General features: G+C 31.8%; 18 protein-coding genes. 4 read left to right on the forward strand and 14 right to left on the reverse strand.

The features are described from left to right. Positions 1 to 128: 128 nt before the first annotated feature. Positions 129 to 587: a hypothetical protein gene (locus tag ACE193_RS16290; RefSeq protein ID WP_375559283.1), complete on the reverse strand. Its 459-nt coding sequence runs from the start codon at positions 585 to 587 to the stop codon at positions 129 to 131. 647 nt (positions 588 to 1,234) lie between these two features. After that, complete coding sequence (locus ACE193_RS16295; RefSeq protein ID WP_375559284.1) at positions 1,235 to 1,966, reverse strand: ATP-grasp domain-containing protein; 732 nt, start codon at positions 1,964 to 1,966, stop codon at positions 1,235 to 1,237. A gap of 285 nt (positions 1,967 to 2,251) precedes the next feature. On the opposite strand from ACE193_RS16295, the gene gltX reads away from it, so the two are divergent. Beyond that, positions 2,252 to 3,796 (forward strand): glutamate--tRNA ligase, encoded by a 1,545-nt coding sequence (gltX, locus tag ACE193_RS16300; RefSeq protein WP_375559285.1) that lies wholly within the window; start codon positions 2,252 to 2,254, stop codon positions 3,794 to 3,796. A 111-nt stretch (positions 3,797 to 3,907) separates the two neighbouring features. Here the strand turns inward: gltX and katG are convergent, their stop codons facing one another. After that, entirely contained in the window at positions 3,908 to 6,154 is a 2,247-nt protein-coding gene (gene katG, locus ACE193_RS16305; RefSeq protein WP_375559286.1) for a catalase/peroxidase HPI, read from the reverse strand. A gap of 288 nt (positions 6,155 to 6,442) precedes the next feature. On the opposite strand from katG, the gene ACE193_RS16310 reads away from it, so the two are divergent. Next, positions 6,443 to 7,480 carry an oxygenase MpaB family protein gene (locus ACE193_RS16310; protein WP_375559287.1) on the forward strand — a complete coding sequence of 346 codons (1,038 nt, stop codon included), beginning with the start codon at positions 6,443 to 6,445 and terminating at the stop codon, positions 7,478 to 7,480. 107 nt (positions 7,481 to 7,587) lie between these two features. Here the strand turns inward: ACE193_RS16310 and ACE193_RS16315 are convergent, their stop codons facing one another. The 9 genes from ACE193_RS16315 to ACE193_RS16355 all read right to left on the reverse strand — a co-directional run bounded on the left by ACE193_RS16315 (position 7,588) and on the right by ACE193_RS16355 (position 19,035). Next, positions 7,588 to 8,136 carry a hypothetical protein gene (locus tag ACE193_RS16315; protein WP_375559288.1) on the reverse strand — a complete coding sequence of 183 codons (549 nt, stop codon included), beginning with the start codon at positions 8,134 to 8,136 and terminating at the stop codon, positions 7,588 to 7,590. 19 nt (positions 8,137 to 8,155) lie between these two features. Continuing rightward, complete coding sequence (locus ACE193_RS16320; protein ID WP_375559289.1) at positions 8,156 to 8,653, reverse strand: Lrp/AsnC ligand binding domain-containing protein; 498 nt, start codon at positions 8,651 to 8,653, stop codon at positions 8,156 to 8,158. 366 nt (positions 8,654 to 9,019) lie between these two features. Then, a complete protein-coding gene (locus ACE193_RS16325) occupies positions 9,020 to 9,871 on the reverse strand; it encodes a T9SS type A sorting domain-containing protein (protein WP_375559290.1) in 852 nt (283 codons plus the stop codon). A 351-nt stretch (positions 9,872 to 10,222) separates the two neighbouring features. Beyond that, positions 10,223 to 10,960, reverse strand: a complete 738-nt coding sequence (locus ACE193_RS16330) for a LytR/AlgR family response regulator transcription factor (RefSeq protein WP_375559291.1) — start codon at positions 10,958 to 10,960, stop codon at positions 10,223 to 10,225. A gap of 131 nt (positions 10,961 to 11,091) precedes the next feature. After that, positions 11,092 to 14,223 carry a two-component regulator propeller domain-containing protein gene (locus tag ACE193_RS16335; RefSeq protein WP_375559292.1) on the reverse strand — a complete coding sequence of 1,044 codons (3,132 nt, stop codon included), beginning with the start codon at positions 14,221 to 14,223 and terminating at the stop codon, positions 11,092 to 11,094. A gap of 320 nt (positions 14,224 to 14,543) precedes the next feature. After that, positions 14,544 to 14,909 carry a hypothetical protein gene (locus tag ACE193_RS16340; RefSeq protein WP_375559293.1) on the reverse strand — a complete coding sequence of 122 codons (366 nt, stop codon included), beginning with the start codon at positions 14,907 to 14,909 and terminating at the stop codon, positions 14,544 to 14,546. 118 nt (positions 14,910 to 15,027) lie between these two features. Next, positions 15,028 to 15,924 carry a prolipoprotein diacylglyceryl transferase gene (lgt, locus tag ACE193_RS16345; protein WP_375559294.1) on the reverse strand — a complete coding sequence of 299 codons (897 nt, stop codon included), beginning with the start codon at positions 15,922 to 15,924 and terminating at the stop codon, positions 15,028 to 15,030. A gap of 192 nt (positions 15,925 to 16,116) precedes the next feature. Further along, positions 16,117 to 17,349, reverse strand: coding sequence for a PP2C family protein-serine/threonine phosphatase (locus ACE193_RS16350; protein ID WP_375563368.1), 1,233 nt, complete (start codon positions 17,347 to 17,349; stop codon positions 16,117 to 16,119). A 219-nt stretch (positions 17,350 to 17,568) separates the two neighbouring features. Beyond that, positions 17,569 to 19,035 carry a peroxiredoxin family protein gene (locus tag ACE193_RS16355; protein WP_375559295.1) on the reverse strand — a complete coding sequence of 489 codons (1,467 nt, stop codon included), beginning with the start codon at positions 19,033 to 19,035 and terminating at the stop codon, positions 17,569 to 17,571. A gap of 202 nt (positions 19,036 to 19,237) precedes the next feature. Here ACE193_RS16355 and ACE193_RS16360 point away from each other — a divergent pair, with 202 nt between their 5' ends. After that, positions 19,238 to 20,020, forward strand: coding sequence for an N-acetylmuramoyl-L-alanine amidase (locus ACE193_RS16360; protein WP_375559296.1), 783 nt, complete (start codon positions 19,238 to 19,240; stop codon positions 20,018 to 20,020). A 416-nt stretch (positions 20,021 to 20,436) separates the two neighbouring features. Here ACE193_RS16360 and ACE193_RS16365 read toward each other — a convergent pair whose 3' ends face one another. Further along, on the reverse strand, positions 20,437 to 21,036 hold the full coding sequence (locus tag ACE193_RS16365; RefSeq protein ID WP_375559297.1) for a carboxymuconolactone decarboxylase family protein: 600 nt from the start codon (positions 21,034 to 21,036) through the stop codon (positions 20,437 to 20,439). Between the two features lie 221 nt (positions 21,037 to 21,257). On the opposite strand from ACE193_RS16365, the gene ACE193_RS16370 reads away from it, so the two are divergent. Then, positions 21,258 to 22,550, forward strand: coding sequence for a hypothetical protein (locus tag ACE193_RS16370; protein WP_375559298.1), 1,293 nt, complete (start codon positions 21,258 to 21,260; stop codon positions 22,548 to 22,550). Between the two features lie 171 nt (positions 22,551 to 22,721). Here ACE193_RS16370 and ACE193_RS16375 read toward each other — a convergent pair whose 3' ends face one another. Continuing rightward, positions 22,722 to 23,912, reverse strand: coding sequence for an AIR synthase related protein (locus ACE193_RS16375; RefSeq protein WP_375559299.1), 1,191 nt, complete (start codon positions 23,910 to 23,912; stop codon positions 22,722 to 22,724). Positions 23,913 to 24,074 lie beyond the last annotated feature (162 nt).

Here is a 24,074-nt window from a genome sequence, read left to right on the forward strand (position 1 = left end):
AGGCGTTTATTTAACAGTTTGGTTTTGTACAAAAATAATACAAGTTACAAAATACTATAAATAGCAAAAGGCTTTCCAGTACGAATAGTAGAAAGCCTTTTTTGATTAAAAGTAGTACAATGATAGGATTAATCCCATTCTTTGTCTGCAAATTCTTCTTTTGCTTTGCCTTTTGCATCAAACCATTCTGGCAAGCCATACGCATATCCTTTTTTACCAGGTACGTTATAGCTCTGAATACGGTCTTTAAGTTTGTAAAGTGCAGCAGATAATGCTCTATCTACTTGGATTGCGCTACGATCGCCAATACGGTCATCTTCGAAAGCTAAATCACGCATTTCATATTTGAATAAAAGCTCATTTTTTTCTTGCAATTTGTCTAGGATAAATTTTTCCCATTGGATACGTCCACGACGCATTCCTCTATCGCCACTACCACTAAGACTACTGTGTCTTTCTTCTCCTTTAAGGCGTGCAAGAACAGCACGAATATCTTCTGATTCTTTGGTAATTGCAGCTAAACGACGCTCATAACGAGCAGTAATTTCTGCAAGTTGTTGTTCACTAAAATTGACAGATTTTGTCATAACATTAAAAATTTGTGTGAAAATTACTTTGGGTAAATACAAGTAAAAAAAATACGTTATCTAAAAAATAAACAGGGAATATTTAATAGAGAATTCTATACTTAGCTAAAATTAATATCTAAATATATATATAGTTTTAAAGCTCACTTTATAAATCTATTTTTTATTTTATTTTTACATATTCTTCTTCTATAAAGTTGCAAAATATATAAGGGGCTACTTTTATTCACTTTAGAAGTTGAATGAATATCGCTTTTTATGTTTTATATAAAAATGATATTCAAGAATATAGTATATAAAATGACTTTCTTGTATGGCAAAAATAACAAAGTTTTTTTAATAACAATAGATTTTGTAAAATTTTTTCAAGATTTTTGAAATTATTTTTATTTTTATTAAATACAAATTATGTTTGAACACTTTGTTATACATAAATCTATTCTTTTTTATTTTAATAATTCTGTAAAAATGAAATAGATTAATTTGCTTTTTTGGGGGGAAGTAAACTGTATTTGATTTGAAATTAACTTTTTCTAGCTCTTTTTTGTAATCATTTATCATAACTTTATGTGTTTCTTTCTCAAAATAAACAGTGTACTTTTTCTAATCCATAAAGACTTGCATTTTTGATAAATATATCGTTACAATTAAAAATTACACCAATCTTGTTGATTTGTCATTTCTGCCCAACGAGCAGCTATTAATTTTGCATAATCAGTATAAAACAAGCCATAGTTTCCTATAGAATATCCTTCATTAACTTCTACAATTAAGAATTTGCCTTCTTTAGTCAATCCAAAATCAACTGCATAACCTGCTGGAGCATTTTGATAAGAACTGACAACTTCTTCTATTATTTTATAATCATATTGCCCCCTCCAATCTCCTTTATAAGGTCTGACACCAAGAATTTTATTATATCTTACAAAAACTCGCCATTCACTAACAAATTCCACAGGTTCTGATATCCATATTGGAACATCATTTTCTCTATCACCACAACCTATAAGGTCAAATGTATTTTTGACATGTCTTCCAGTAAATTTTTTGAGCTGCCCTTTAGGTTTCACAAAAACATTCCATAATTCTGGATTATTCGAAATTTTATTTATCGTCGATTCACTAATTCTCCTTCCATAATATTTATTCAAACTTTCTGGGTAATCATTATGTTCAGGTACTTTAATGTTCAACTTTTTTAAGGCACTCTGAATAAATTTGATACTTCCAAAGAATACATTATCCTCAGCTATTTTTAAATTCTCAAGATTATCTACCTCTATTATTTCAAAACCCATACTATAAAAGGCTTCAATTCCTGCATAAAAGCTAACATTGCTAAAATCTCCTCTGACTAATTTTTCTGTATATAATTTCATAAATTTTTTCAAAATAATTGTTATGCACCCACTACAAATCCAAACATCAAGTTAAGAATTTAAAACCAAATAAAAAGTGTACTAAGAAGCATTATTATTTTTTGTAAATTTGTGTTTTAAATCAGAAATAAAATAAGGTTCTCTGATAATTTTTGCACTATGTCGTTGCTGGTGTCTCCACCGACGACCATCAATGTTCAAAATTCGAAAAAATTAATAAGGTGCAAAAATTGTCAAACAACCTAAAATAGCAATACATCAAAAAAACTATATAGAATCAATTTTATGAGTAACGACACAAAAGTAAGAGTTCGTTTTGCGCCTTCTCCAACAGGTGCATTGCATATCGGAGGAGTCCGAACTGCCCTTTTCAATTATTTATTTGCCAAAAAACATGGTGGCGAGTTTATCATTCGTGTAGAAGATACCGACCAAACTCGTTTTGTAGAAGGAGCAGAAGATTATATTTTGGAAGCCTTAGAATGGATTGGAATTGTGCCTACTGAAAGTCCAAAACACGGAGGACAATATGCGCCTTATCGCCAGTCTGAGCGCAAAGATATGTACAAAGATTATGCGATGCAGCTTATCGAAAACGGACATGCTTACTATGCTTTTGATACTTCAGAAGATTTGGAAGCAATGAAAGAACGTTTGAAAAATGCAGGTGTTGCTTCTCCTCAATACAACAGTATTACTCGTACACAAATGCGTAATTCTTTGACGCTGCCAGAAGACGAAACAAAACGTCTTTTGGAAAGTGGCGAAAAATATGTGGTTCGTTTGAAAGTTCCACGTAAAGAAGAAGTTCGTCTCAATGACATGATTCGTAATTGGGTAGTTGTTCATTCGTCTGCCATTGATGATAAAGTTTTGTTGAAATCTGACGGAATGCCTACCTATCACTTGGCGAATGTTGTTGATGACCATTTGATGAAAATTACTCACGTTATTCGTGGCGAAGAATGGCTTCCTTCTGCTCCTTTACACGTTCTTTTATATCGTTATTTGGGTTGGGAAGATACAATGCCAAAATTTGCTCACTTGCCTTTGATTTTGAAACCAGACGGAAATGGAAAACTTTCAAAACGTGATGGCGCAAAATTTAATATGCCTGTTTTTCCGTTAGAATGGAATGGAAAAGGAACAGGAGATGAAAAATTTGAGGGCTTTAGAGAATGGGGATTTGAACCTGCTGCCGTTGTAAACTTTTTAGCTCTTTTGGGTTGGAATCCAGGAAATAACGAAGAAATTTTCTCAATGGAAGAATTGATTGAAGCCTTTGATATTGCTAGAGTAAATAAAGCAGGAGCAAGATTTGATTTTGATAAAGCAAAATGGTTTAATCAACAATATCTACGCAACAAACCAAATAATGAAATTGCTGATTATTTAGCTTCAAAAATGGTTTCTAATTCTTTGGCTGATACTTCTTATTTAGAAAAATTAGCTGGAATCTTGAAAGAACGTGCTGTATTTATGAGTGATTTTTGGGAAGGTTCTAAAGTTTTTTTACAAGCTCCATCTGAGTATGATGAGCAATTAGTAGCCAAAAAATGGAATGCTGATGCTGTAAAAGGCTTAAATTCTTTTGTAGAACTATTGAAAAATACAGAATCATTAGAAGATGAAGCACAAACAAAACAACTCGTTTATGATGCTGCCACCAATGCAGGTGTGAAAATGGGAGTTGTTATGTTGCCTCTAAGACTTGCTTTGACAGGTGCAGGTTCGGGACCTGATTTGATGGAAGTAGCTGTTCTTTTAGGAAAAGAAGAAGTTTCTACTAGAATTGAAAAGGCTATTGATGAATTGGAAGTAAAGGCTTAGTAAAACAGAATTATTTTATAATAATATATTTTTATATTCAAGTCAAAACAACAAAAAAGACAGTCTAATCAAATCAGACTGTCTTTTCATTTTTCCAATAAAATCTAAAAACTAAGCCAAATCAAATCTATCCAAATTCATTACTTTATTCCATGCAGCGACAAAATCGTGTACAAATTTTTCTTTTGCATCATCACATGCATAAAGTTCTGCCAAAGCACGAAGTTCTGAATTTGAGCCAAAGATTAAATCTACACGAGAACCTGTCCATTTTACTTTTCCAGTTCTTCTATCACTTCCTTCAAATGTTCTTTGGTCATCAGAAGTTGCTTTCCAAGTAGTTGTAAAATCAATTAGATTAGTAAAGAAATCATTGGTTAGTGATTCTTTGTTTTCTGTAAAAATTCCGTGAGAAGAACCATCAAAATTAGTATCCAAAACACGCATTCCACCTACCAAAACAGTTAGTTCTGGAGCAGTCAAGGTCATCAGTTGAGCTTTATCAATTAACATTTCTTCTTCTGAAACTGTAAATTCAGCTTTAGAATAATTACGGAAACCATCTGCTTGTGGCTCTAAGAATTTGAACGAATCTACATCGGTTTGTTCGGCTGTTGCATCAGTACGACCTGCTGTGAAAGGAACTTTTATATCATGACCTGCATTTTTAGAAGCCTTTTCAATCGCAGCACAACCACCCAAGACAATCAAATCAGCCATAGAAACTTTCTTGTTTCCATTATCAAATCCTTTTTTGATTTCTTCTAAAGCGTTCAATACTTTAGCTAGTTGTTTTGGATTGTTTACTTCCCAATCTTTTTGAGGAGCTAAACGCAAACGACCACCATTTGCACCTCCACGCTTATCCGAACCACGAAAAGTAGAAGCCGAAGCCCACGCTGTAGAAACTAATTCAGAAATTGATAAACCAGAATTTAAGATTTTAGATTTTAAAGAATCAATATCTTTTGCATCAATCAAATCATAATCACGAGCAGGAATTGGGTCTTGCCAAATAAGCTCTTCTGTCGGAACTTCCTCTCCCAAATAACGAGAAATAGGTCCCATATCACGGTGTGTTAGTTTGTACCACGCACGAGCAAAAGCATCAGCAAATTCAGTTGGATTTTCATGAAAATGTCTTGAAATTCGTTCGTAATCTGGATCTACACGCAATGCCAAATCACTTGTAAGCATAAAAGGAGCATGTTTTTTTGATGAATCATGAGCATCAGGAATTGTTCCTTCTCCTCCTCCGTTTTTTGGTTTCCATTGGTTTGCTCCTGCTGGACTTTTAGTCAATTCCCACTCAAAACCGAATAAATGGTCAAAATAATCATTACTCCATTTTGTTGGCGTTGTTGTCCAAGCTCCTTCCAAACCACTCGTAATTGTATTTACTCCGTGTCCTGTATTTAATGTATTTTTCCAACCTGTTCCTTGCTCTTCGATGGTTGCGCCTGCTGGCTCTGCACCTACGTATTTGTTTGGGTCTGCTGCTCCGTGTGTTTTTCCGAATGTATGTCCACCTGCAATCAAAGCAACCGTTTCATAATCATTCATTGCCATTCTTCCGAAGGTTTCACGAATATCTTTTGCTGAAGCTAATGGATCTGGATTTCCGTTTGGTCCTTCTGGGTTTACATAAATAAGTCCCATCTGAACGGCTGCTAAAGGATTTTCTAGTTCTCTATCTCCTGAATAACGCTTGTCGCCTAGCCATTCACCTTCCGAACCCCAATAAATATCTTGTTCTGGCTCCCAAACATCCTCACGTCCACCTGCAAAACCAAAAGTTTCTAAACCCATTGATTCTAAAGCACAGTTTCCTGCCAAAATCATAAGGTCTGCCCAAGAGATTTTTTTACCATATTTTTTCTTGATTGACCAAAGTAATAGACGAGCTTTATCAAGATTTGTATTGTCTGGCCAACTGTTGAGAGGAGCAAAACGTTGAGTCCCTGAACCACCACCACCACGACCATCAGCCGTGCGATATGTACCTGCACTATGCCACGCCATACGAATAAAAAATGGACCATAATGACCATAATCAGCTGGCCACCAATCTTGAGAAGTTGTCATTAATTCAAAAAGGTCTTTTTTGATAGCTTTTAAATCAAGATTTTTAAATTCTTCTGCGTAATTAAAGCCTTTATCCATTGGATTAGAAAGCGATGAGTTTTGACGAAGAATATTTGTTTTTAGCATATTTGGCCACCAGTCTAAATTTGATGTTCCTTGCCCTGCCACAAAATTTGCAGCTCCTCCATGTATAAATGGACATTTGCTAGATTCGTTGGTGTCCCAAACTTTGCCTTTTCCGTTTGATGTGTGAGGGTTTGTGTTGTGTTCCATTTTTTTTGAATATTTAAGAGTATAGAGTGATTTATAAATCCTTATTAGCCAATAATTTAAGAAAAGAATTGCATAATTAAAAGACTAAAGTAGAACTTTTCCTTTTTGGTACATCACAAAGGTCAGAATTTTACAATAATCAATCAAATTGATAATTTTTATAATAATATAGATAAAAGTGATATTGTTATTTTGCAGACGAATTAAAACCATTTCAAATAACATAGAGTTAGCCAAAAAATTAAGAAAATTATAAGGTTAATTTGAAATAACTAAAGCAATAAAAAAATGCAAACCCTAACACAAATAGATTGGGACAATTATAGACTTCAGGGCGATAAAGTAGCTGATGAAATCATACACAAAACACAAGAACAAAATGAGTGGGAACATCTTAGAAAAGTAATTACGATTCAGTGGGGAGATAACCAAAGTTTGCCTACTGATTTGCCTGATTTTATAAGAAATTATTTTGTAGAAAATGCTGTTTTGCCTGTTGGTTCTGATTTAGAAAAAATAGCAAAAGGACAAGAGTTTTTTCAAAAAAATGCAGAAGATTGTTTGAGTCTTTTAGGTACAATGTCTTTGCCGTATTGTTATGCTGCTGCTGATGGAGCGCAGGTTTTGTACTTTTCGGAACGAATGAGAAATGATGCACAAAAAAGGCTTTTAGAAACGGCTCGTTTTGTTTTTGAAATCAATCAAACAGATAGCTTAAAGCCAAACGGACTTGCTTTTACGACAATTTTGAAAGTTAGATTATTACATGCTGCAATTCGTTTTCATGTCAAAAACCATAAAGATTGGGATATAAAATGGGGTTTGCCTATCAATCAAGAGGATTTGATGGGAACAAATATTGCTTTTTCGTCTATTGTTTTGCGTGGACTTCGAAAGCTAGGAAAGAAGTTTACAAATGAAGATGCCGAAGATTATTTACATCTTTGGTATGTAGTCGGTCAGCTTTTAGGCATTGATAAAAAAATACTTCCTCAAACAATGAAAGAAGCTGTTTTTCTTTCTCAAAATACAGAAATGCGTCATTTCAAATCTTCTCATGAAGGAACTGTTTTGATGCAAACTCTACTTTCTCATTTTGAGGAAATTTTGCCTTCTGTTGTTCCTAAAGGTTATATTCATAGTTATATGCGTTTTCTTTTGGGCGATAGAGTTTGTGATTTATTGGGTGTTCCTGCTGCAAATTGGACAAAATATATGGTAGAAGCAATGCCAATTATTCAGACGATGAAAAATAGTTTTGGCAAAAGTCCTCATGCTGTTCGTTCGTACTGGGAAGCACGCAATTTGATTGCACAACAGAAATAAAGTCAGAAGTATGAAATAGAAGTTAGACCTAAATTCAAATGAAAATTAGTTTAACGTGAACCTTTAGGTTTGTAGTATAGAAAATGGCTTGCCTTTTCCATATACAATTACTCTGTCTTCTTTCCAATTTTATAGTTCATTTTGTGTCCCATGCTTGTCGTAGCGTATTGTACAACAGTTTCTTTTTCTAATTTTCCCTTTATTAAATATTCGATATCTATTTCACAATCGCCCTTTATTACTACCCAAGCACTTTCACTTTGTCCAGCTTCTAATTGTTTGATATTTTTATTTTGACAACCTTTAATTTTAATTTCTGTGATTGTTTCTGTTGTAGAATTAATAAAATTGATTCTCATGATGTCCATCAATAGAAATGTAATCCAAGAATAAAATAATAATACAGGAATATTGAGTAAAATAATTCCTGCTGTTATGAAAAGAGGGAATTTGTGACTCTCTTTCTTTGAATATTGTATCAAGATTAAAATTAAAAAGATACTGTTGGTAATTGCTGATAAGACAATAAAAACATAACCAATAAGCAAAAGAAAATCAGTAGAAGTAAGATAATACACAACAAAAATAGCTGTTCCAATTAGTAAAGAAAGAATAGCTATTGCTCGTCCTGTTTGTATAAGTTTTGCAGTTTTCATAAGCTCTCAACAAAATTAATTAGACCTCTTCATTTTTACTTTCTTCGGCTAATTGTTTCAAAAGTGGTACACGTTCTACTCGTTCTTCTAAAGAGATGAATGTTTCTGTTCTGACTATGCCTGGTACTTTTTGAATTTTGTCATGTAAGACTTCCCTCAAGTGTTTTGTGTCTCTACAAATAATTTTGGCAAAAATACTGTATGCACCTGTTGTATAATGCAAACTCAAAATTTCTGGAATTTTAGATAACTGTTCGACGGATTCATCATACATAGAACTTCTTTCCAAATAAATCCCCAAAAAAGCAGTAACATCATACCCTAATTTGGCATAATCAATCGTCAAGGCAGCACCTTTTACGATACCTAAATCCTGCATTTTTTTCATTCTGACGTGTACAGTTCCTCCCGAAACAAATACTCTATCAGCAACTTCCGTATAAGGCAATTTTGCGTCATCTGTCAGTTCAGACAAAATACGAAGGTCGCAACTATCGATTTGAGAATTTTTAGTCATTTTATTGTTGTGTTATTATAATTTTCCTAAAAAATACAAGAAATATTGCAAATTGCCTAAATATCTACAAAATATTTTGCAAAAGTTTTAGAATTCAAAAAAAAATAGTATGTTTGCATAACGAATTAAGAATTTTAGTGTATCTAATAAAACTTAATTCAGACCCTATATAGTAGGGCGTGTGTTTTATGTGTTGTTTATTGGTTAAGGTCAAAAAGGCGTTGCTACTGGCATCGCCTTTTTTGTTTGTTTCGTCTAGATTTTATTTTACCACAAAATATGCTAAAATTTTTTATATAAAAAAACCTTCACTCAAAGAATGAAGGCTTTCGGCATCTGCTTAATTTTTAACGAAGTAGTTAGCTCTTATTCTAAAATAATTGATTTAGAATAGGTAGAATTATTTTGATTGAGACGAATCAAATACATTCCTTTTGAAAACTCTTGAATATTAATAATAAACTCTTGATTATTTTTCTCAAAAATTTGCTTTTTGACTATTTTTCCTGTTGAATCAAAAATAGAGATTTGTATATCTTCTATCAAAGGAGTTGGAAACTTAACATTGAAAAAACCTTTACTTGGATTTGGGTAAGTTGTGAAAAAAACGTCTAAAAAAGGGGAATGTAATGGAGAAGTTGATGAAACAAAAACTTCAATTTCTGTACTTGCCTGACAACCATTTTGAGTTACTTGGAGTGTGTAAATACCAGATTCTGAAACCAAAACAAATGTTTCCTCTCCTATTACTCTATCATTTAAAATCCATTTATAAGCTGCATTTGGATTGATTAAATCAGCATTCAAAATTCCATTATCACAAAAATGGGTTTTATTGAGTTGTGCTATTTTAGCTAAAGGTTTTTTATTTAACTTAACAATGACCTCTTCAGAAATTGCATTGTAGTTTCCTTTTCCAACCAAAAGTGTGTAGCACCCTGCTACTGTTGTTATCAAGTTTCTTCCTTCATCAAAAGGTTGGTCATTCAAATACCATCTGTAATAGGATACATTTTCTACTTCTTGAGCAAATAGCTCTATTACACCCTTACAACTTGTTTGTATAGATTCTCCTAAAATATGTGCTTCAAAATTAGTAGTATCTCTATTAGTAGAATCTAGGGCTTTGTTTTGAGCAGATAGTTGTATAACAATAAAATTAAATAATAGTAGTAAGAATATTTTTTTGTTGTATTTTATAAAGTACAGTAGTTTCATGTGGTAAATACGTTTTTGATAATGTGGTAAAATACTACCAAAATTTAAGTACAATTTAAAGATAGAGGCAAAAGAACAAGTGTAGTTTCTGTCACTCTTTTTAATAGTAAAATTACTTAATCTTATATTTCATATCTAAAAAATGTCGTAAGTGGGAAGTTTTGGTGTTTAAAAGGGTAAAAATAGAACCTAATAATTTTTGAGTTATTTATATCATATCATTTTTTGTAAAAAACGACAAAAAACCATCCCTCAGTGAAGAATGGCTTTCTAAATCGACATTTAACGAAAGGAATATAATTTCTTTTAAATTATGACCTCCCTATCCTTTAATTTAAAAAACTAAAAAATTTATTTGAATGTGTTTAGTCTGCTCAATAAATTTGGTTTAAAACGCTTACTTATTTCAAATTGTCGATTATGTAATGTTAACAGATTATCTTTTAAGTCTATATCTTCTATAAAATTAGCGTTTATGATAGTACTTCTATGAATCTGAACAAAATCCGAAGCTGGCAAACGTTCATCTATTTCTTTAAGTGTCATTCTGACTAAATATTTCTCTTTATAGGTCTGTACTTCACAATATTTATCTACTACTTCTACAAATAAAATATCTTCAATATCTACCTTTTCTAGTTTGTTATCAGTTTTGATAAATAGACTTTTTCTTACCAAAACATCTTTTTTCCAAACCTGTTTGTCTTCAGAATGATTGGGTTGAGAGTAACGCATAATGGCAAGTTCTATGGTTCGTTGTAATAATTTAGTATCTATTGGTTTTACAATATACGCATACGGATTCGCTTCTTTTGCTTGTTCAAAAATATGTTTGTCAGAGTAAGACGTAACAAAAATAATAGGTACAGAATAATCAGAATCAACTATTTTCTTAGCTACTTCAATTCCTGTCATTGTGCCTTTGATATGAATATCCATGAGAGCTAGGTCAGGTTTCATACTCATAAAAAAACGTAGCATTTCTTCTGAATTATCTGTCATTCCCACCAATTCATATCCTAACTCATCTATGATTCGTTCGATGGCATTGGCAAAAATAGGTTCATCTTCAACTACAATTATTCTCATACTATCAGTTATTAATAGGTTACTTAGATTTGCATTTAAGCAGCGTGTTATTTTTCATAAAAGTAAAAAAACTATTCCTTTCTCTTACAAAAATGTCGTAAGTGGGTGATTTTTAGATTTAAACGGTCGATTTATGGAGTGGGAATAGTCAAATAGAAAATAGTTCCTTCATTTGGCTGACTTTCTACTTCCATTTTGATATTATTAATTTGAGCAAATTCTTGACACAAAGCAAGTCCTAATCCTGTTCCTTTTTCACCTCTAATTCCTCTATTACTTTGTATTGAATTAGGCTCAAAAATAGCTTTTATTATTTCTTCATTCATTCCTACTCCTGTGTCTTGAATGACTAAGGTAACACTTTCCTTGTCTTGTAGAGTTTGCAAAATTACTGTTCCATTTTCAGGTGTATATTTTAAAGCATTACTAATTAGGTTTCTCAAAATGGTTTGAAAAGAATCTATATCTACTCTTATTTCTATATTTCCTTTCACAAAATTTTTGAGATTGATTTGATTACTTTGTGCTACATTTTTATAAATAGAAAGCATTCGTTCTACCGTTTCAGACAAATCTATAGTTTGAGGATTAATTTGAATTTTATGATTTTGTTGAATTAATGCCCAGCCCAAAAGGTTATTCAATAAAATATTCATGTTTTGAATAGAAGTATCAATATGTTTTCCTAGTTCTAAAAGGCGTTCAGGTTTGTTTTTTCTAAGAAAATATTCTATTTGATTTGAAATATCTTCAAAAGCCGTCAAAGGACTTCTAAGGTCGTGAGCAATGATAGCAAAAAGTTGGTCTTTGCTTTTATTAGCTGTTGCAAGTTCTTTGGTACGCTCTTTTATCTGAATTTCTAATTTTTCTTCTCTGCGCCTAGATTGATATATTCTTACTTTATAAAGAACATAAAAACCCATTAAAAATAACATCATAAGACTAAACAAAAACCAGTTTTGCTGCCAAAAAGGAGGAATAATTTTAATTTTTAAAGTTATTCCTTCTTCATTCCAAACACCATGATTATTTGAGCCTTTTATGCAAAGCGTATAATTTCCTGTTGCTAGGTTGGTAAGCATAATTTCATTTTTATTTCCTAACTGAACCCAACTTGTGTCAATTTCTTTTATTTTATAAGCATATTGATTTTTTTTACTTTGATAAAAATTAAGCGCAGCAAACTCAAAAGTCAGCATTTGAGCCGAATCACTAGGAAGAGTTATTTCTTTTATTTTTTCGATAGGTATATTTATTTTTATGTCTTCTCCTCGTTGTTTTAGTCCTGTGAAAAAAAGATTGGGAATATTTTTATTTCTATTTTTCGCTAAATCATCTGGAAAAAAAGCATCTACTCCTTTTATTCCTCCAAAAAATAGTTCTCCATCACTACTTTTATGAAAAGAATGTGTATTATATTCATCGTCTTGTAACCCATCATTTACATCAAAGTTGGTAAAGGTTTCATTACTTATATCAAACTTCGAAATTCCTTTATTTGTACTTAGCCATAAGTTATAATTTTCATCTTCTAATGTTGTATATACTACGTTATTGGGTAATCCATTTCCTTCATCAAATTTTTTGATAGACTTTGTTTTTTCATTGAAAGAATAAATTCCTTTGGTGGTTGCTATCCAAAAAAGTCCTTTTGTATCTTGGTATATATTTTTGACGCACAAACTAGATACCCTTGATTTTTTTTCTGGATTATAATAATGAGTGGTATCATTAATTATATCCCAACAGGCAAAACCATCTGTTTCTGTTCCTATCCATATTTTTTTAGCTCTATCTTGATACAAATAAGTAATTTTACTAAAAGGTGTTTTTTTTATTATTCTTTCCTTTTTTATATCAAAAACATATAAATATTTTACATCAGAAAAAAGCAGTATCGAATCACTAATTACTTCTAAAGCCCTTGGTTTCCAATCTATAAAATATGATTTTATTACTTTAGGAGGATATTTTTGCACCTTCAAAACACTGTTATTAGTAGCAATCCAAAGGGTGTTTTTATTTTTTTTATCTTCTTTTATTACAAAAGCATACGAATAGATAGGTAATGTTGTTTTGATAGAATCTTTCCAAAAAATATCAAGTATTCTTTTTTCGGAATATGTGCCTATCCATGTAGTATTAGTAGTTGTATCTCTATAAATTGCTCTAATACTTGTCTTACTAAGACCTATAAGATCTATATTATTATTTTCGTTGTGTCTATATCCCCTAATTGTGTAGAGTGCATGAGTAGGAAATATATACACACCACTACCAGAAGTAGCAACCCATAAATTGGCTCTTGTATCAATATGGATACTCTTGATTACGTTATTTTGATTCGGGATTTTGAGTTCTTGTATTACTTTGTAGGTACTCAAATTTACTACTAAAATAGAAGTACTCAAAGGGATATATAAGTTGTTTTGATATGATTTTGCACTAAAATTACTTGCTATTCTATCATTTTGCCTATTTCTTGCCTGTATATATTTTACACTTAATTTATCATCTTTATAAGTTTTTTCTAAGTCAAATTCGTGAATCATAGCACCTTTAGTAACTAACAAATTTCCTTTATGAGCAGCATCTAAATATATATTTTTTTCGTCAAAAATAAGTTTCCATTGATTGTCATCAAATTGATACAGCGCATGAGAACCAGAACCTATTCTATCCTCTATGCTCAACATTATTTTTTGTTCTCCATTAATAGTTTGTTCTGTAATATGTACTCTTGGTCTGTGTTTGTAATTTGTATATATGTCTGTAACAGGTTGCCAGTTTTTGTTCGTAGATTTCTTTATAAAAATACTTTCATATTGATTGACTACCCAAATAGTCTTTTTTGTATCAATAAGAATCTGACTGACATTTTTATTTTTAAATTCTTCTATTGAAGTAATTGTGTTTTGATGTGTATTCAGAAGATGCAAACCTGCTTTTGTTCCTACATAAATCACAGAATCATTAATTACAGCTAATGAAAGGATATTATTAGATAAAAGAATATGATTTTTTTCTATATCTGTTTTATAGACTTTATACGAATGACCATCATAACGACACAAACCATCTTGAGTTCCAAACCACATAAATCCTTGTTTGTCTTCTATAATACAACTTACAAAATTATTGGCTAATCCTTCTTTGGTCGTAAATTGTTCATAATTAAGAACATAATCTTGAGCCTTTACTTGTAAGAAAAATAAAGCATAAAAAATAAGTATAAATAAGATATTTCTTGTAAAAGAAGTCATTAAATGCCTAATTGAATTGTCATAAATAGTATTTTAAATGAAAAAAAGGGAGATTGGAATGAAAGATTACCTAAATGTAGAATTATTTTTTATAAGATAAAAGTACTAAAGTTTAAGAAGTTAGCAAGCCTAAAATCAACATTTTATCAACAAAGACTAGAGTTAGTTGATTAGGATAATAAAAAAAACAGCTACGAAATAACTTTGCTACTTCATAACTGTACTATTTAAAAAGCCACTATTTTTTTATTCAAAACCAATGCAAAAAAACAACACTCATCAATTATATGCGTTTGTTTTAGTAATTTTCTGCTACTTATTTATATCACTTCATCTCTAAAGACTTCCTCTTTAAAATAAGTAATAATATTCATTTTGAGGAGTTTTTCTTGGTCTTCAATTTTCAAGATAGGCAAGGGTTTGATGAGTTTCCAATGTACCCAGCCGTCTTCATCTTCTCCTTCTAACTCATAATAACCTGAGTAACTCAACGCCTTACACGTCGCCATGTGCATCAAATCTTGTTTTTCGTCTTTGCTGAATGTTCGGATTCCTTGTCCGAGTTCTTGTATTCCCATCAAAAATAAAATTCCATTTAAGTCAGGTTTTTTATCAAAATGACTTTGTAATTTTCGACATAATCTAAACCATTCAGTTTCGATGTCTTTGTCTTCGTTCCATTTCATAATCAGCAAAATTTTACTTTGAGCCTTTTCTTATTTGCATAAAATAGTCAAAAAAACTGATTCAAGTAACGAAACTCAAATCAGTTTTTTAGCAAATAGCATTTAATTCTAATCAAAACTATACCTTTTTACCTTTAGAATCAACTTTACCGACAGTATTAGTAGTATCTTTTTCAGCAAATTCAATAGCTTCTTTTTTTGCTTTTTCAGAAAACGAACGAATAAAAAAGTAACTTCCAACAATAATAAAAGGAATACTCAAAAGTTGTCCCATATTGATTCCGTAGGTTGCTATCATCTCAACTTCCCAGTTTTCCTGTGTATTCTTTACAAATTCGATAAGGAAACGTGCGCCAAAAAGTAACATCAAAAACTGACCAAAAATTCTTCCTCTTGGAGTATAACGTTTCATTTGAAGATAAGAAAACATCAAATAAATAAAAATCAGAATGTATGAACCTGCTTCATAAAGCTGGGTTGGGTGTTTGGCTAGAGTTTCTCCATTTTGAAGATAGATAAAGCCCCAAGGCAAATCTGTAACACCTCCGTAAATTTCAGAATTCATTAAGTTTCCTAAACGAATAAAAGCACCAGCAAGTGCAATCGGAATTACAATTCTGTCCAAAAGCCATAAATAAGGTTGGTCTTTGTGGTTTTTAGAATATAAAAATAGAGCTACCAAAAGTCCGATAGTTCCACCGTGAGAAGCCAAACCACCTTTCCAAATTTTGAAAATCTCTAATGGATTGGATAAATAATAAACAGGGTCATAAAACAAACAATGCCCCAAACGAGAACCCACAACAGTTGCAATGACCATATAAGTAAGCAATGTTTCTAAGTCTTCTTGTGGTTTGCCTTCTATTTTATAAATTTTGGAAAAAATAAAATAACCAACAATAAAACCTGTGGCAAATAAAAGTCCGTACCAACGGAGATTAATAAATTTCCATTGCCAAATTTCTGGGCTTACGTCCCAAGAAATAGCTGAAATTAAGTTAAGAAAGTCTAACATGTTTTTGAAATAGGTAGCCGACAGTTTCCAGATTGTCGAAAATATTTTAGTACTGACACTTGGAATTGGAAAATCAGCGAAGCTAAAGTGTCAGCTATTTTAAAGAATGTAAAGATAACGCAATTCTTTCGTAGGCTGCAAATTATAGTGTTTCTTTATGTTTTTTTGAGAAGTTTTTGAAAAATAATTCAGTTATACAGCAAACCCAATAACCAAAATATCATCTACTTGACGAGTTTGGCGCATCCAATCTTTGAGGATATGATTTAAGATGTCTTTTTGTTCTGCAAATGGGTATTTGTGGACTTTATGAAGGAGTTTTCGGAAGCGTTTTGCCATAAACTTACTGTGCATTCCACTACTAAATTGGTCTTGATAACCATCTGAATAAATATAAAATGGAGTTGGTTCGTCAGTCAATTCGATAGTATGTGTTGTAAAAGTAAGTTCTGCATTTTTTCCACCAATAGAACTTGTATCTCCCTTTACTCTAATAACTTCACCATCACGAATATAAACCAATGGATTTTTTGCTCCTGCAAATTTGAGTGTTCTTTCTTTTTTGTCTATTACACAAACAGTAATATCCATTCCATCACGATTCTGCGTAGAGTCTTGTTTGAGAGCCATTCGGATAGATTCATGAAGTTGACTAAGAATTTCATTAGGCTCAATAATTCCCATTACACCCACTACTTGATTGAGATATGTATCGCCAAGCATAGACATGAATGCCCCTGGAACGCCATGACCTGTACAATCAACAGCAGCAATAACAATTTTCTCATCTTTCTCAGAAAACCAATAAAAATCTCCACTTACTACATCACGAGGTTTATAGAGAATAAATGAGTCTTTGATTAAGTTTTGTAATGAGGCAGCAGGTTGGAGTAGAGCATCTTGTATGCGTTTTGCATATTTGATACTACTCATGATTTTATCGTTTTTCTTTTCTATTTCGTCAAAAGCAGCTTCTAATTTCTTTGTTTTTTCTTGAATTTCATCTTTTTGAGCCAAGATTTGTTTGTAGGAAGTAACCAGTTGTAGTGCAGAATTGACACGAGCCAAAAGCTCTACTTCATCAATCGGCTTACGGACATAATCTATTGCTCCAGCTTGAAGAGCTGTTTCCAAATGTTCTGACGAAGTAAATGCTGTCGTCATGATTATTGGAATGTGTTGTGTATCTGGTCTTGCTTTTAGTTTTCTGACAGCTTCGATGCCTGTCATTTGAGGCATTTCCCAGTCCATGATAATCAAATCGGGTGACTCTGAAATTCCTTGTTCGTAAGCTGAAAGCCCATCGTGAGCATAAATAATTTCAAATACTTGACCAGATTCTTCGAAAATACTTTCAATGACAGCTAAATTGCTATCATAATCGTCAGCTACCAATATTTTATAAGAATTCGGACGTATTGCCACAGTCAAAATTGAAAAAGGAGAAAAGGGAAATTATAAAATTAAAACAGAGAATTAGGATATTTTTAGAATGCGTATTGTGCAAATCTTTAAAAGATAGGCTAATATACTAACAAAAGTACAAAAAGCTATAATTTATTATATCTTTTCGACGGAAATAAAGCATTCAAAAGTGAGATAATCAAAAATGAAACCATGTTTTTATTTTACTTGAATACTGAATTATTCTCCATTTGAAATCTTCTTAGCTACCCAATCCATATTATGACCTAGATATAAACTATTACTTATGGGGTATCCTTCTTTATTTATAAATACTACAAGATATTGCCTAGCATCTATACCACGCCTAGTCATTTGGATTTTATTGCTTGATTTAATTTTATAATCCTTCTTACCATAATTTTCATATAATTCTTTACTTTGTTCTTCATTTGCAAAAAGATGTATTCCCTCAACTTCTTGTGTAGAAATTAAATTTCTCCAGTCCTCTTCACTATCATTTACAAAAATATAAAGAAAAGCAATTTTTTTACTAGAGTATTTTTTATAAAGTCGCTCTGAATACCAAGCATGATTTTCAAGATTTTTAGCAGCAGAATCTATAAAAGCAATAAAAACATATTTTCCTCTAAAATCAGATAAAGAAACCTTCTTATTATTTTTATCTTTTAATGTAAAATTTGGAGCAGGTAAGTCTTCTGACTTACGTTTGAAAAGAGCAGCTTTTTCTTCTATAATTGCTACTTGCTTATTATTAGGAAATGCTTCTTTAACTTTACTCAATAACTCATTGAATAACTTTTCCTCTTCACTCCACCATTTAGTCTGATATAACATTCCAGTAGAAAACCCTCTACTATCAAGTATTTTCAAAATTAAATAATTTCTTATTTGCTTATCCTCTATCTTTTTTACTTGTTGATAAGCACAAACATAGTAATTATAATCAACCCCTCCACGTTTTGTTTTTGTGCAATTTGCTTCTAGTATTTGTTCGTATAATAAATCTACATAATCCTTAGCATAAGGATAGTTGCCATCTATGTTTTTTTTAAAAAGAGACTTATTTTCAGAGTATTGTAAAGAAGTTTGATCATATTTCTCTATTTTATAAATAGATAACTGGTTTCGGAAGTATTTGTCAAAGGTAGAATCAGCACCTATTTGCTTGAGACTTGTATCACAACTTTCAATCATACTTCGAAGTGTGCTATCATATTTATGTATAGTCAGTTCTAAACTATCTGTATCTAGAATATAGGGAGAATTATTGAAATAAAATTCTATATCAAATTTGGGATAACTATACATATTATAAGTAATTTGATTTTCTCTATACGTTTTCCCCTTCAAAAAAGTAGGCTTACCTTTTTCGTCAATAACTATTTCAATAGCATCATTTGGCAGAGTAAGCAAGTAAAAACCTTTATTATTACCTAAATAAACATTCTGTTCTATCGCTCTTTTACAAGGAAATTTGATGAAATAAGAATTAGTTGCAGTATCTATTTTATCAAAAAAAGTCCATTTGTCGTGTAGAAAATTATAAATCTTGACACTATCCGTACTCCATTTTTCAGAATCAGGTAAAGTAATTTTGATAGAAGTAGAATCTTGTGCAAAAACAGAAGAAACAGAGAAAAAAGCTAGAAATAGAATGTAGATAGATGATAATTTATTTTTCATAGAATAATTTGTGAATAGACAAAACTCAAATTAGTTGTGTTACTACTTTACAAACGATGATTGGAGTAGTCTATTATTTGATTGTCAAAGGTATAAAACAATACTATATCCAAATTGGAAAGTTTTTTGTTAATTTTGAAGATAGAATATATAATTTCATTTCTATCTAAAAATCAGACTTAATAAAAATTAGCAATCTGTTATGAATAAATTTTTAAAATCTCTTCCTTATTTATTTTTTATTGCCTTATTTGGCTTGACTCTTTTTAGTTTTACGACTAAAGATGCTACTAATTTTACAGTTGTTATTGATGCAGGACATGGAGGAAAAGACCCTGGTTGTTCGGGTAGTAAAACAAAAGAAAAAGATGTTGCTCTTGCTGTCGCTTTGAAAGTAGGTAATTATATCAAAGAAAATATGAAAGATGTAAAGGTGGTTTATACACGAGATAGTGATGTTTTTGTAGAATTAGATGAGCGCACAGCTATTGCAAATCGTAATAAAGCTGATTTATTTATTTCTGTTCATTGTAACGCAGCTAAAAATAAAGCTGTTTTGGGTGCAGAAACTTATACTATCGGAATGCACAAAACAGACGGAAACCTTGATGTAGCCATGCGTGAAAATGCTGTTATCTTGAAAGAAGAAAATCACAAAGAAAAGTATCAATTTGACCCATATAGCATTATTTCGTATATCAAAATGTCAAATTTTCAGAGTGCAAACCAAACCAAAAGCATTGACTTTGCGACCAAAGTACAAAAACAGTTCGAAGAGCGTGTAAATAGAGAAAATAGAGGTGTAAAACAAAGTGGTTTTTTAGTATTGTGGAAAACAGCAATGCCAGCAGCTCTTATAGAAATTGGTTTCTTGACCAACACAAAAGAAGAAGGTTATTTGAAAACAGATAACGGACAAACTTATATTGCATCAGGAATTTATCGTGCATTTAAGGAATATAAAAATGAAGTTTCGGCAAAATAGAATATTGTTTTGTATAAATGTTTGAATAACCTGTTTGTCTTCATTATCACAAACAGGGTTTTAACCCATACTTTTTTAAACATGAAAAACAGCAGAGTATAGTGTATTTGTACTGTATCCTACTTTTTTTAAAACACAAAGTTCACAGAGGAACACAGAGAATTAAAATACGTTTTTTTAGAAAATGTCTTTAAAATTGACTTATTCAAATAGTATTTTGTATTAATCTGCATTTTAAATCCTATCAATCCTACAAATCCTTAACTATCATACCCTACAAAAAAATAGTAGGGTACAGTAGTGTATTTGTAGTTTAAAGGCTTGCCTTTGACTGTATTTGTATTTTGGTTAAGCTAAAAAGAACCTACTTAACAAGTCAAAGACAAGTCTTTGTCCTACAAATCTATATCTTTTTTCTAGTATTTGTGCTTTCCTACTTCCCAGCCATCACTTTTCAAAAATTGCTCACCTGACTCTACGGCTGGACTTTCCATTTCTGTTCCCATAGAATCATTCCAACGATTGAGATAACCGAAAAGGGCAATAACACCAAGCATTTCTACAATCTCACCTTCATTCCAGTATTTTCTTAGATTTTCAGCTACTTGGTCAGTTACGGCATTAGGAATTTGTGAACTAGCTAAAGCAAAATCTAAGGCTGCTTTTTCGGCTTCTGAAAAGGCTTCGTGAGTTCTGTAACTCCAAATATTTTCTAGTTGTGTTTGCTCTGCTCCATACCTTTGAGCTGCACGAATAGTATGTGCTTGACAATAACGACAGCCTGCTGCATGGCTACTAATATAGCCAATAAGTCGTTTTAACGCACTTGTAACTCTACCTTGATTTTCCATAACAGCTTTATTCATTTCGATAAAAGCATACGCAATTCGTGGACGGATGTGCATTGTTTTGACGCTATTAGGACAAAAACCGAGTGTTTCTTCATAAAATTCGATAAGTTCTTGAAGTTGAGTATCGTCTTCTGATGATTTTGGATGGACTAAAGGTTGTTTCATGTGTGTTTTATTGAAATTAAAAATTATAGTGTTTCAAAAATTTAGTCAATATAATTAAAAATTTAATTCCTATAAAACTCAAATTTTATAGCAGAAATAAATCCATTTATTTTCGAACATAGAATTTATTTTATTTTTAGTTATTGAGAAATTTGAGTTTTGATTCTAATTTTTCTATTTTTAAGAAAACAAAATCACCAATTTATAATTATTACCAAATTATGCCAGATTTACCTGAAGATTCTCCTCGTCGCCCTGATGGAGAAATACCTGATTTAAATACTAAAGCAAAAAATTTAAGTTGTAAAGATTGTGGAGCAACTCTTACGTATGCCCCTGGAACAACTGTTTTGAAATGTGAATACTGTGGTGCAGAAAACGAAATTGCTCCAGAAGAAGAAGTAGTGATTGAAGAATATGATTTTTATCAAGCTCTTGAACAAACGGCTGATAAAACACAAGTACAAACACTACAAACTGTTCAATGTGATGGTTGTGGAGCAAGAGCAACACTCAAGCCCAATGTAGTTTCTGATGAATGTGCTTTTTGTGGAACTCCTTTGGTAACCTCTTCACCCGAAACAGTAGAAGTATTTCAACCCAAATCATTATTACCTTTTACTATTGACCAAAAAGAAGCTGGAAAGCTATTTAAAGATTGGGTTTCTAGTCTGTGGTTTGCTCCCAATGATTTGAAAAAACGTGCAGCACTTACCGAAAAACTAAAAGGAATGTATATTCCCTATTGGACTTTTGATAGTGATACAAATTCTCGTTATCAAGGAGCAAGAGGCGATTATTATTACACCACAGAAAACTATACAGATAGCGACGGAAACGCTCAAACGAGACAAGTCAGGCATACTCGTTGGACAAACGTATCTGGACGTATTGACCATTTTTTTGATGATACTTTGGTTTTGGCGAGTCATTCATTGCCTCAAAAATATGTAGATAAATTAGAACCTTGGGATTTGGAAAAACTTGCTGGTTATGATGATCGTTATTTGTCTGGTTTTCAAACAGAAACCTATCAAGTGGATTTGAAAAGTGGTTTTGAGGTGGCAAAAGATAAAATGGAAACACAAATACGAACCATGGTTTCATCTGATATTGGAGGAGATGAGCAGCGTATTCAAAGTGTCCAAACCAATCATAATGATATTACATTCAAACATATTTTACTGCCTCTTTGGATAAGTGCTTACCGTTATAATGATAAGGCATTTCGTTTTCTAGTCAATGCTCGCACAGGTGAAGTACAAGGAGAACGTCCATATAGCGTTATCAAAATTGCACTAGCTGTTATTGCTGTGTTGATAATACTTGGTTTACTTTTCTATTTTACAAGTGGTAAAAAAAGAGCTGATTTGTTTGATGGAACTGATTTTGGAAACTTAGCTTATACTGATTCATATTCTCATTTATTTCAAAACACATTTGAAAGTATTTATTTGAAAGTAGATTGGATAAGTCATTGTATTATTAATATTGACTTTCTGAATTGGATATAAACAAAAGAGACTTATTTTTCCATAGCGACAGGTTTACAAATCTGTCGCTATGAAAAAAAATAATTAACGGTGATAATGTTTACTCTTACCTTAGGAATTGAAATTAAATAACATACTTATTTAAAAATAGCAAATTGTTGATATTCAATGTATTACATTCATAATTATTCCTTAGTATATAAACTCTCCATGAGCTGAAGAAATAGTCAGTTTTTTACCTTCATTTTCATTCTTTTCTACTCTACCAATAATTTTTGCATCAATTCCAAACGATTTTGAAATATCAATGACTGTTTGAGCATGTTCTTTTGGAAGATAAATCTCTAAACGGTGTCCCATATTAAAGACTTGATACATTTCTTTCCAATCCGTTTTACTTTCTGATTGAATCAACTCAAAAAGTGGTGGCGTTTCGAACAAACTATCTTTTATGATATGCAGGTTTTGAGAATTATCAACAAAATGAAGAATTTTGGTTTGCGCTCCTCCAGAACAATGAATCATTCCGTGTATATGCTCTCTGATTTTACTTAAAATTTCTTTCACTACTGGTGCATACGTGCGTGTAGGCGATAAAATCAGTTTTCCAATATCTGTTTTGATGTCCTTTGGAAGTTTTTCATAAATATCAGTCAAACTCCTAGAACCACTATAAACGAGTTCACTAGGAACAGAGTTATCAAAACTTTCTGGGTATTTTTGGGCATATTTTTTAGTTAAAACATCGTGTCTTGCAGAGGTTAAGCCATTACTTCCCATTCCTCCGTTGTATTCAGTTTCATAAGTTGCTTGTCCGAACGATTCTAAACCTACAATTACGTCACCTTCACTTATTTTGTCGGTGCTGATTACATCACTTCTTTTCATTCGTGCTGTTACGGTGCTATCGACGATAATTGTACGGACAAGGTCACCTACATCTGCCGTTTCGCCTCCTGTGCTGAAAATTGTAATTCCTTGCTCTCTAAGGTTTTCTAATAATTCTTCTGTTCCGTTGATAATTTTAGCTATTACTTCGCCTGTAATTAGGTTTTTATTTCGTCCAATGGTAGAAGAAAGCAAAATATTATCTGTTGCTCCTACACAAATCAAATCATCAATATTCATAATGACAGCATCTTGTGCAATTCCTTTCCAAACCGACAAATCGCCTGTTTCTTTCCAGTAAAGATACGCCAAAGACGATTTTGTACCTGCACCATCTGCGTGCATGATATTGCAATAGTCTTCATCTCCTCCCAAAATATCAGGGATTATTTTACAAAAGGCTTTCGGGAAAATTCCTTTATCGACAGATTTGATGGCTGCGTGTACATCTTCTTTTTGTGAAGAAACACCACGTTGTGCATAACGAGAAGTCATATTTATTGGGTTGAGGTTAATATAACTGGTTCAAGCGTCGACGCTTGAACCAGTTAGTTTACAAAAGTCTGAAAATAATAGGGTTTGTGCAAAATACAATTCATTTCTTTGTAGGTTTTATCAAAAATAACCTTCTCATTACGATAAACAAACGAATGTCGT

Source organism: Bernardetia aquimarina (assembly GCF_042180575.1).
Taxonomy (GTDB): domain Bacteria; phylum Bacteroidota; class Bacteroidia; order Cytophagales; family Bernardetiaceae; genus Bernardetia.

Bases quoted from the DNA above. Each gene is read 5' to 3' on its own strand.
- ACE193_RS16290 (WP_375559283.1), bottom strand. From the start codon at position 587: ATGACAAAATCTGTCAATTTTAGTGAACAACAACTTGCAGAAATTACT.
- ACE193_RS16295 (WP_375559284.1), bottom strand. From the start codon at position 1,966: ATGAAATTATATACAGAAAAATTAGTCAGAGGAGATTTTAGCAATGTT.
- gltX (WP_375559285.1), top strand. From the start codon at position 2,252: ATGAGTAACGACACAAAAGTAAGAGTTCGTTTTGCGCCTTCTCCAACA.
- katG (WP_375559286.1), bottom strand. From the start codon at position 6,154: ATGGAACACAACACAAACCCTCACACATCAAACGGAAAAGGCAAAGTT.
- ACE193_RS16310 (WP_375559287.1), top strand. From the start codon at position 6,443: ATGCAAACCCTAACACAAATAGATTGGGACAATTATAGACTTCAGGGC.
- ACE193_RS16315 (WP_375559288.1), bottom strand. From the start codon at position 8,136: ATGAAAACTGCAAAACTTATACAAACAGGACGAGCAATAGCTATTCTT.
- ACE193_RS16320 (WP_375559289.1), bottom strand. From the start codon at position 8,653: ATGACTAAAAATTCTCAAATCGATAGTTGCGACCTTCGTATTTTGTCT.
- ACE193_RS16325 (WP_375559290.1), bottom strand. From the start codon at position 9,871: ATGAAACTACTGTACTTTATAAAATACAACAAAAAAATATTCTTACTA.
- ACE193_RS16330 (WP_375559291.1), bottom strand. From the start codon at position 10,960: ATGAGAATAATTGTAGTTGAAGATGAACCTATTTTTGCCAATGCCATC.
- ACE193_RS16335 (WP_375559292.1), bottom strand. From the start codon at position 14,223: ATGACTTCTTTTACAAGAAATATCTTATTTATACTTATTTTTTATGCT.
- ACE193_RS16340 (WP_375559293.1), bottom strand. From the start codon at position 14,909: ATGAAATGGAACGAAGACAAAGACATCGAAACTGAATGGTTTAGATTA.
- lgt (WP_375559294.1), bottom strand. From the start codon at position 15,924: ATGTTAGACTTTCTTAACTTAATTTCAGCTATTTCTTGGGACGTAAGC.
- ACE193_RS16355 (WP_375559295.1), bottom strand. From the start codon at position 19,035: ATGAAAAATAAATTATCATCTATCTACATTCTATTTCTAGCTTTTTTC.
- ACE193_RS16360 (WP_375559296.1), top strand. From the start codon at position 19,238: ATGAATAAATTTTTAAAATCTCTTCCTTATTTATTTTTTATTGCCTTA.
- ACE193_RS16365 (WP_375559297.1), bottom strand. From the start codon at position 21,036: ATGAAACAACCTTTAGTCCATCCAAAATCATCAGAAGACGATACTCAA.
- ACE193_RS16370 (WP_375559298.1), top strand. From the start codon at position 21,258: ATGCCAGATTTACCTGAAGATTCTCCTCGTCGCCCTGATGGAGAAATA.
- ACE193_RS16375 (WP_375559299.1), bottom strand. From the start codon at position 23,912: ATGACTTCTCGTTATGCACAACGTGGTGTTTCTTCACAAAAAGAAGAT.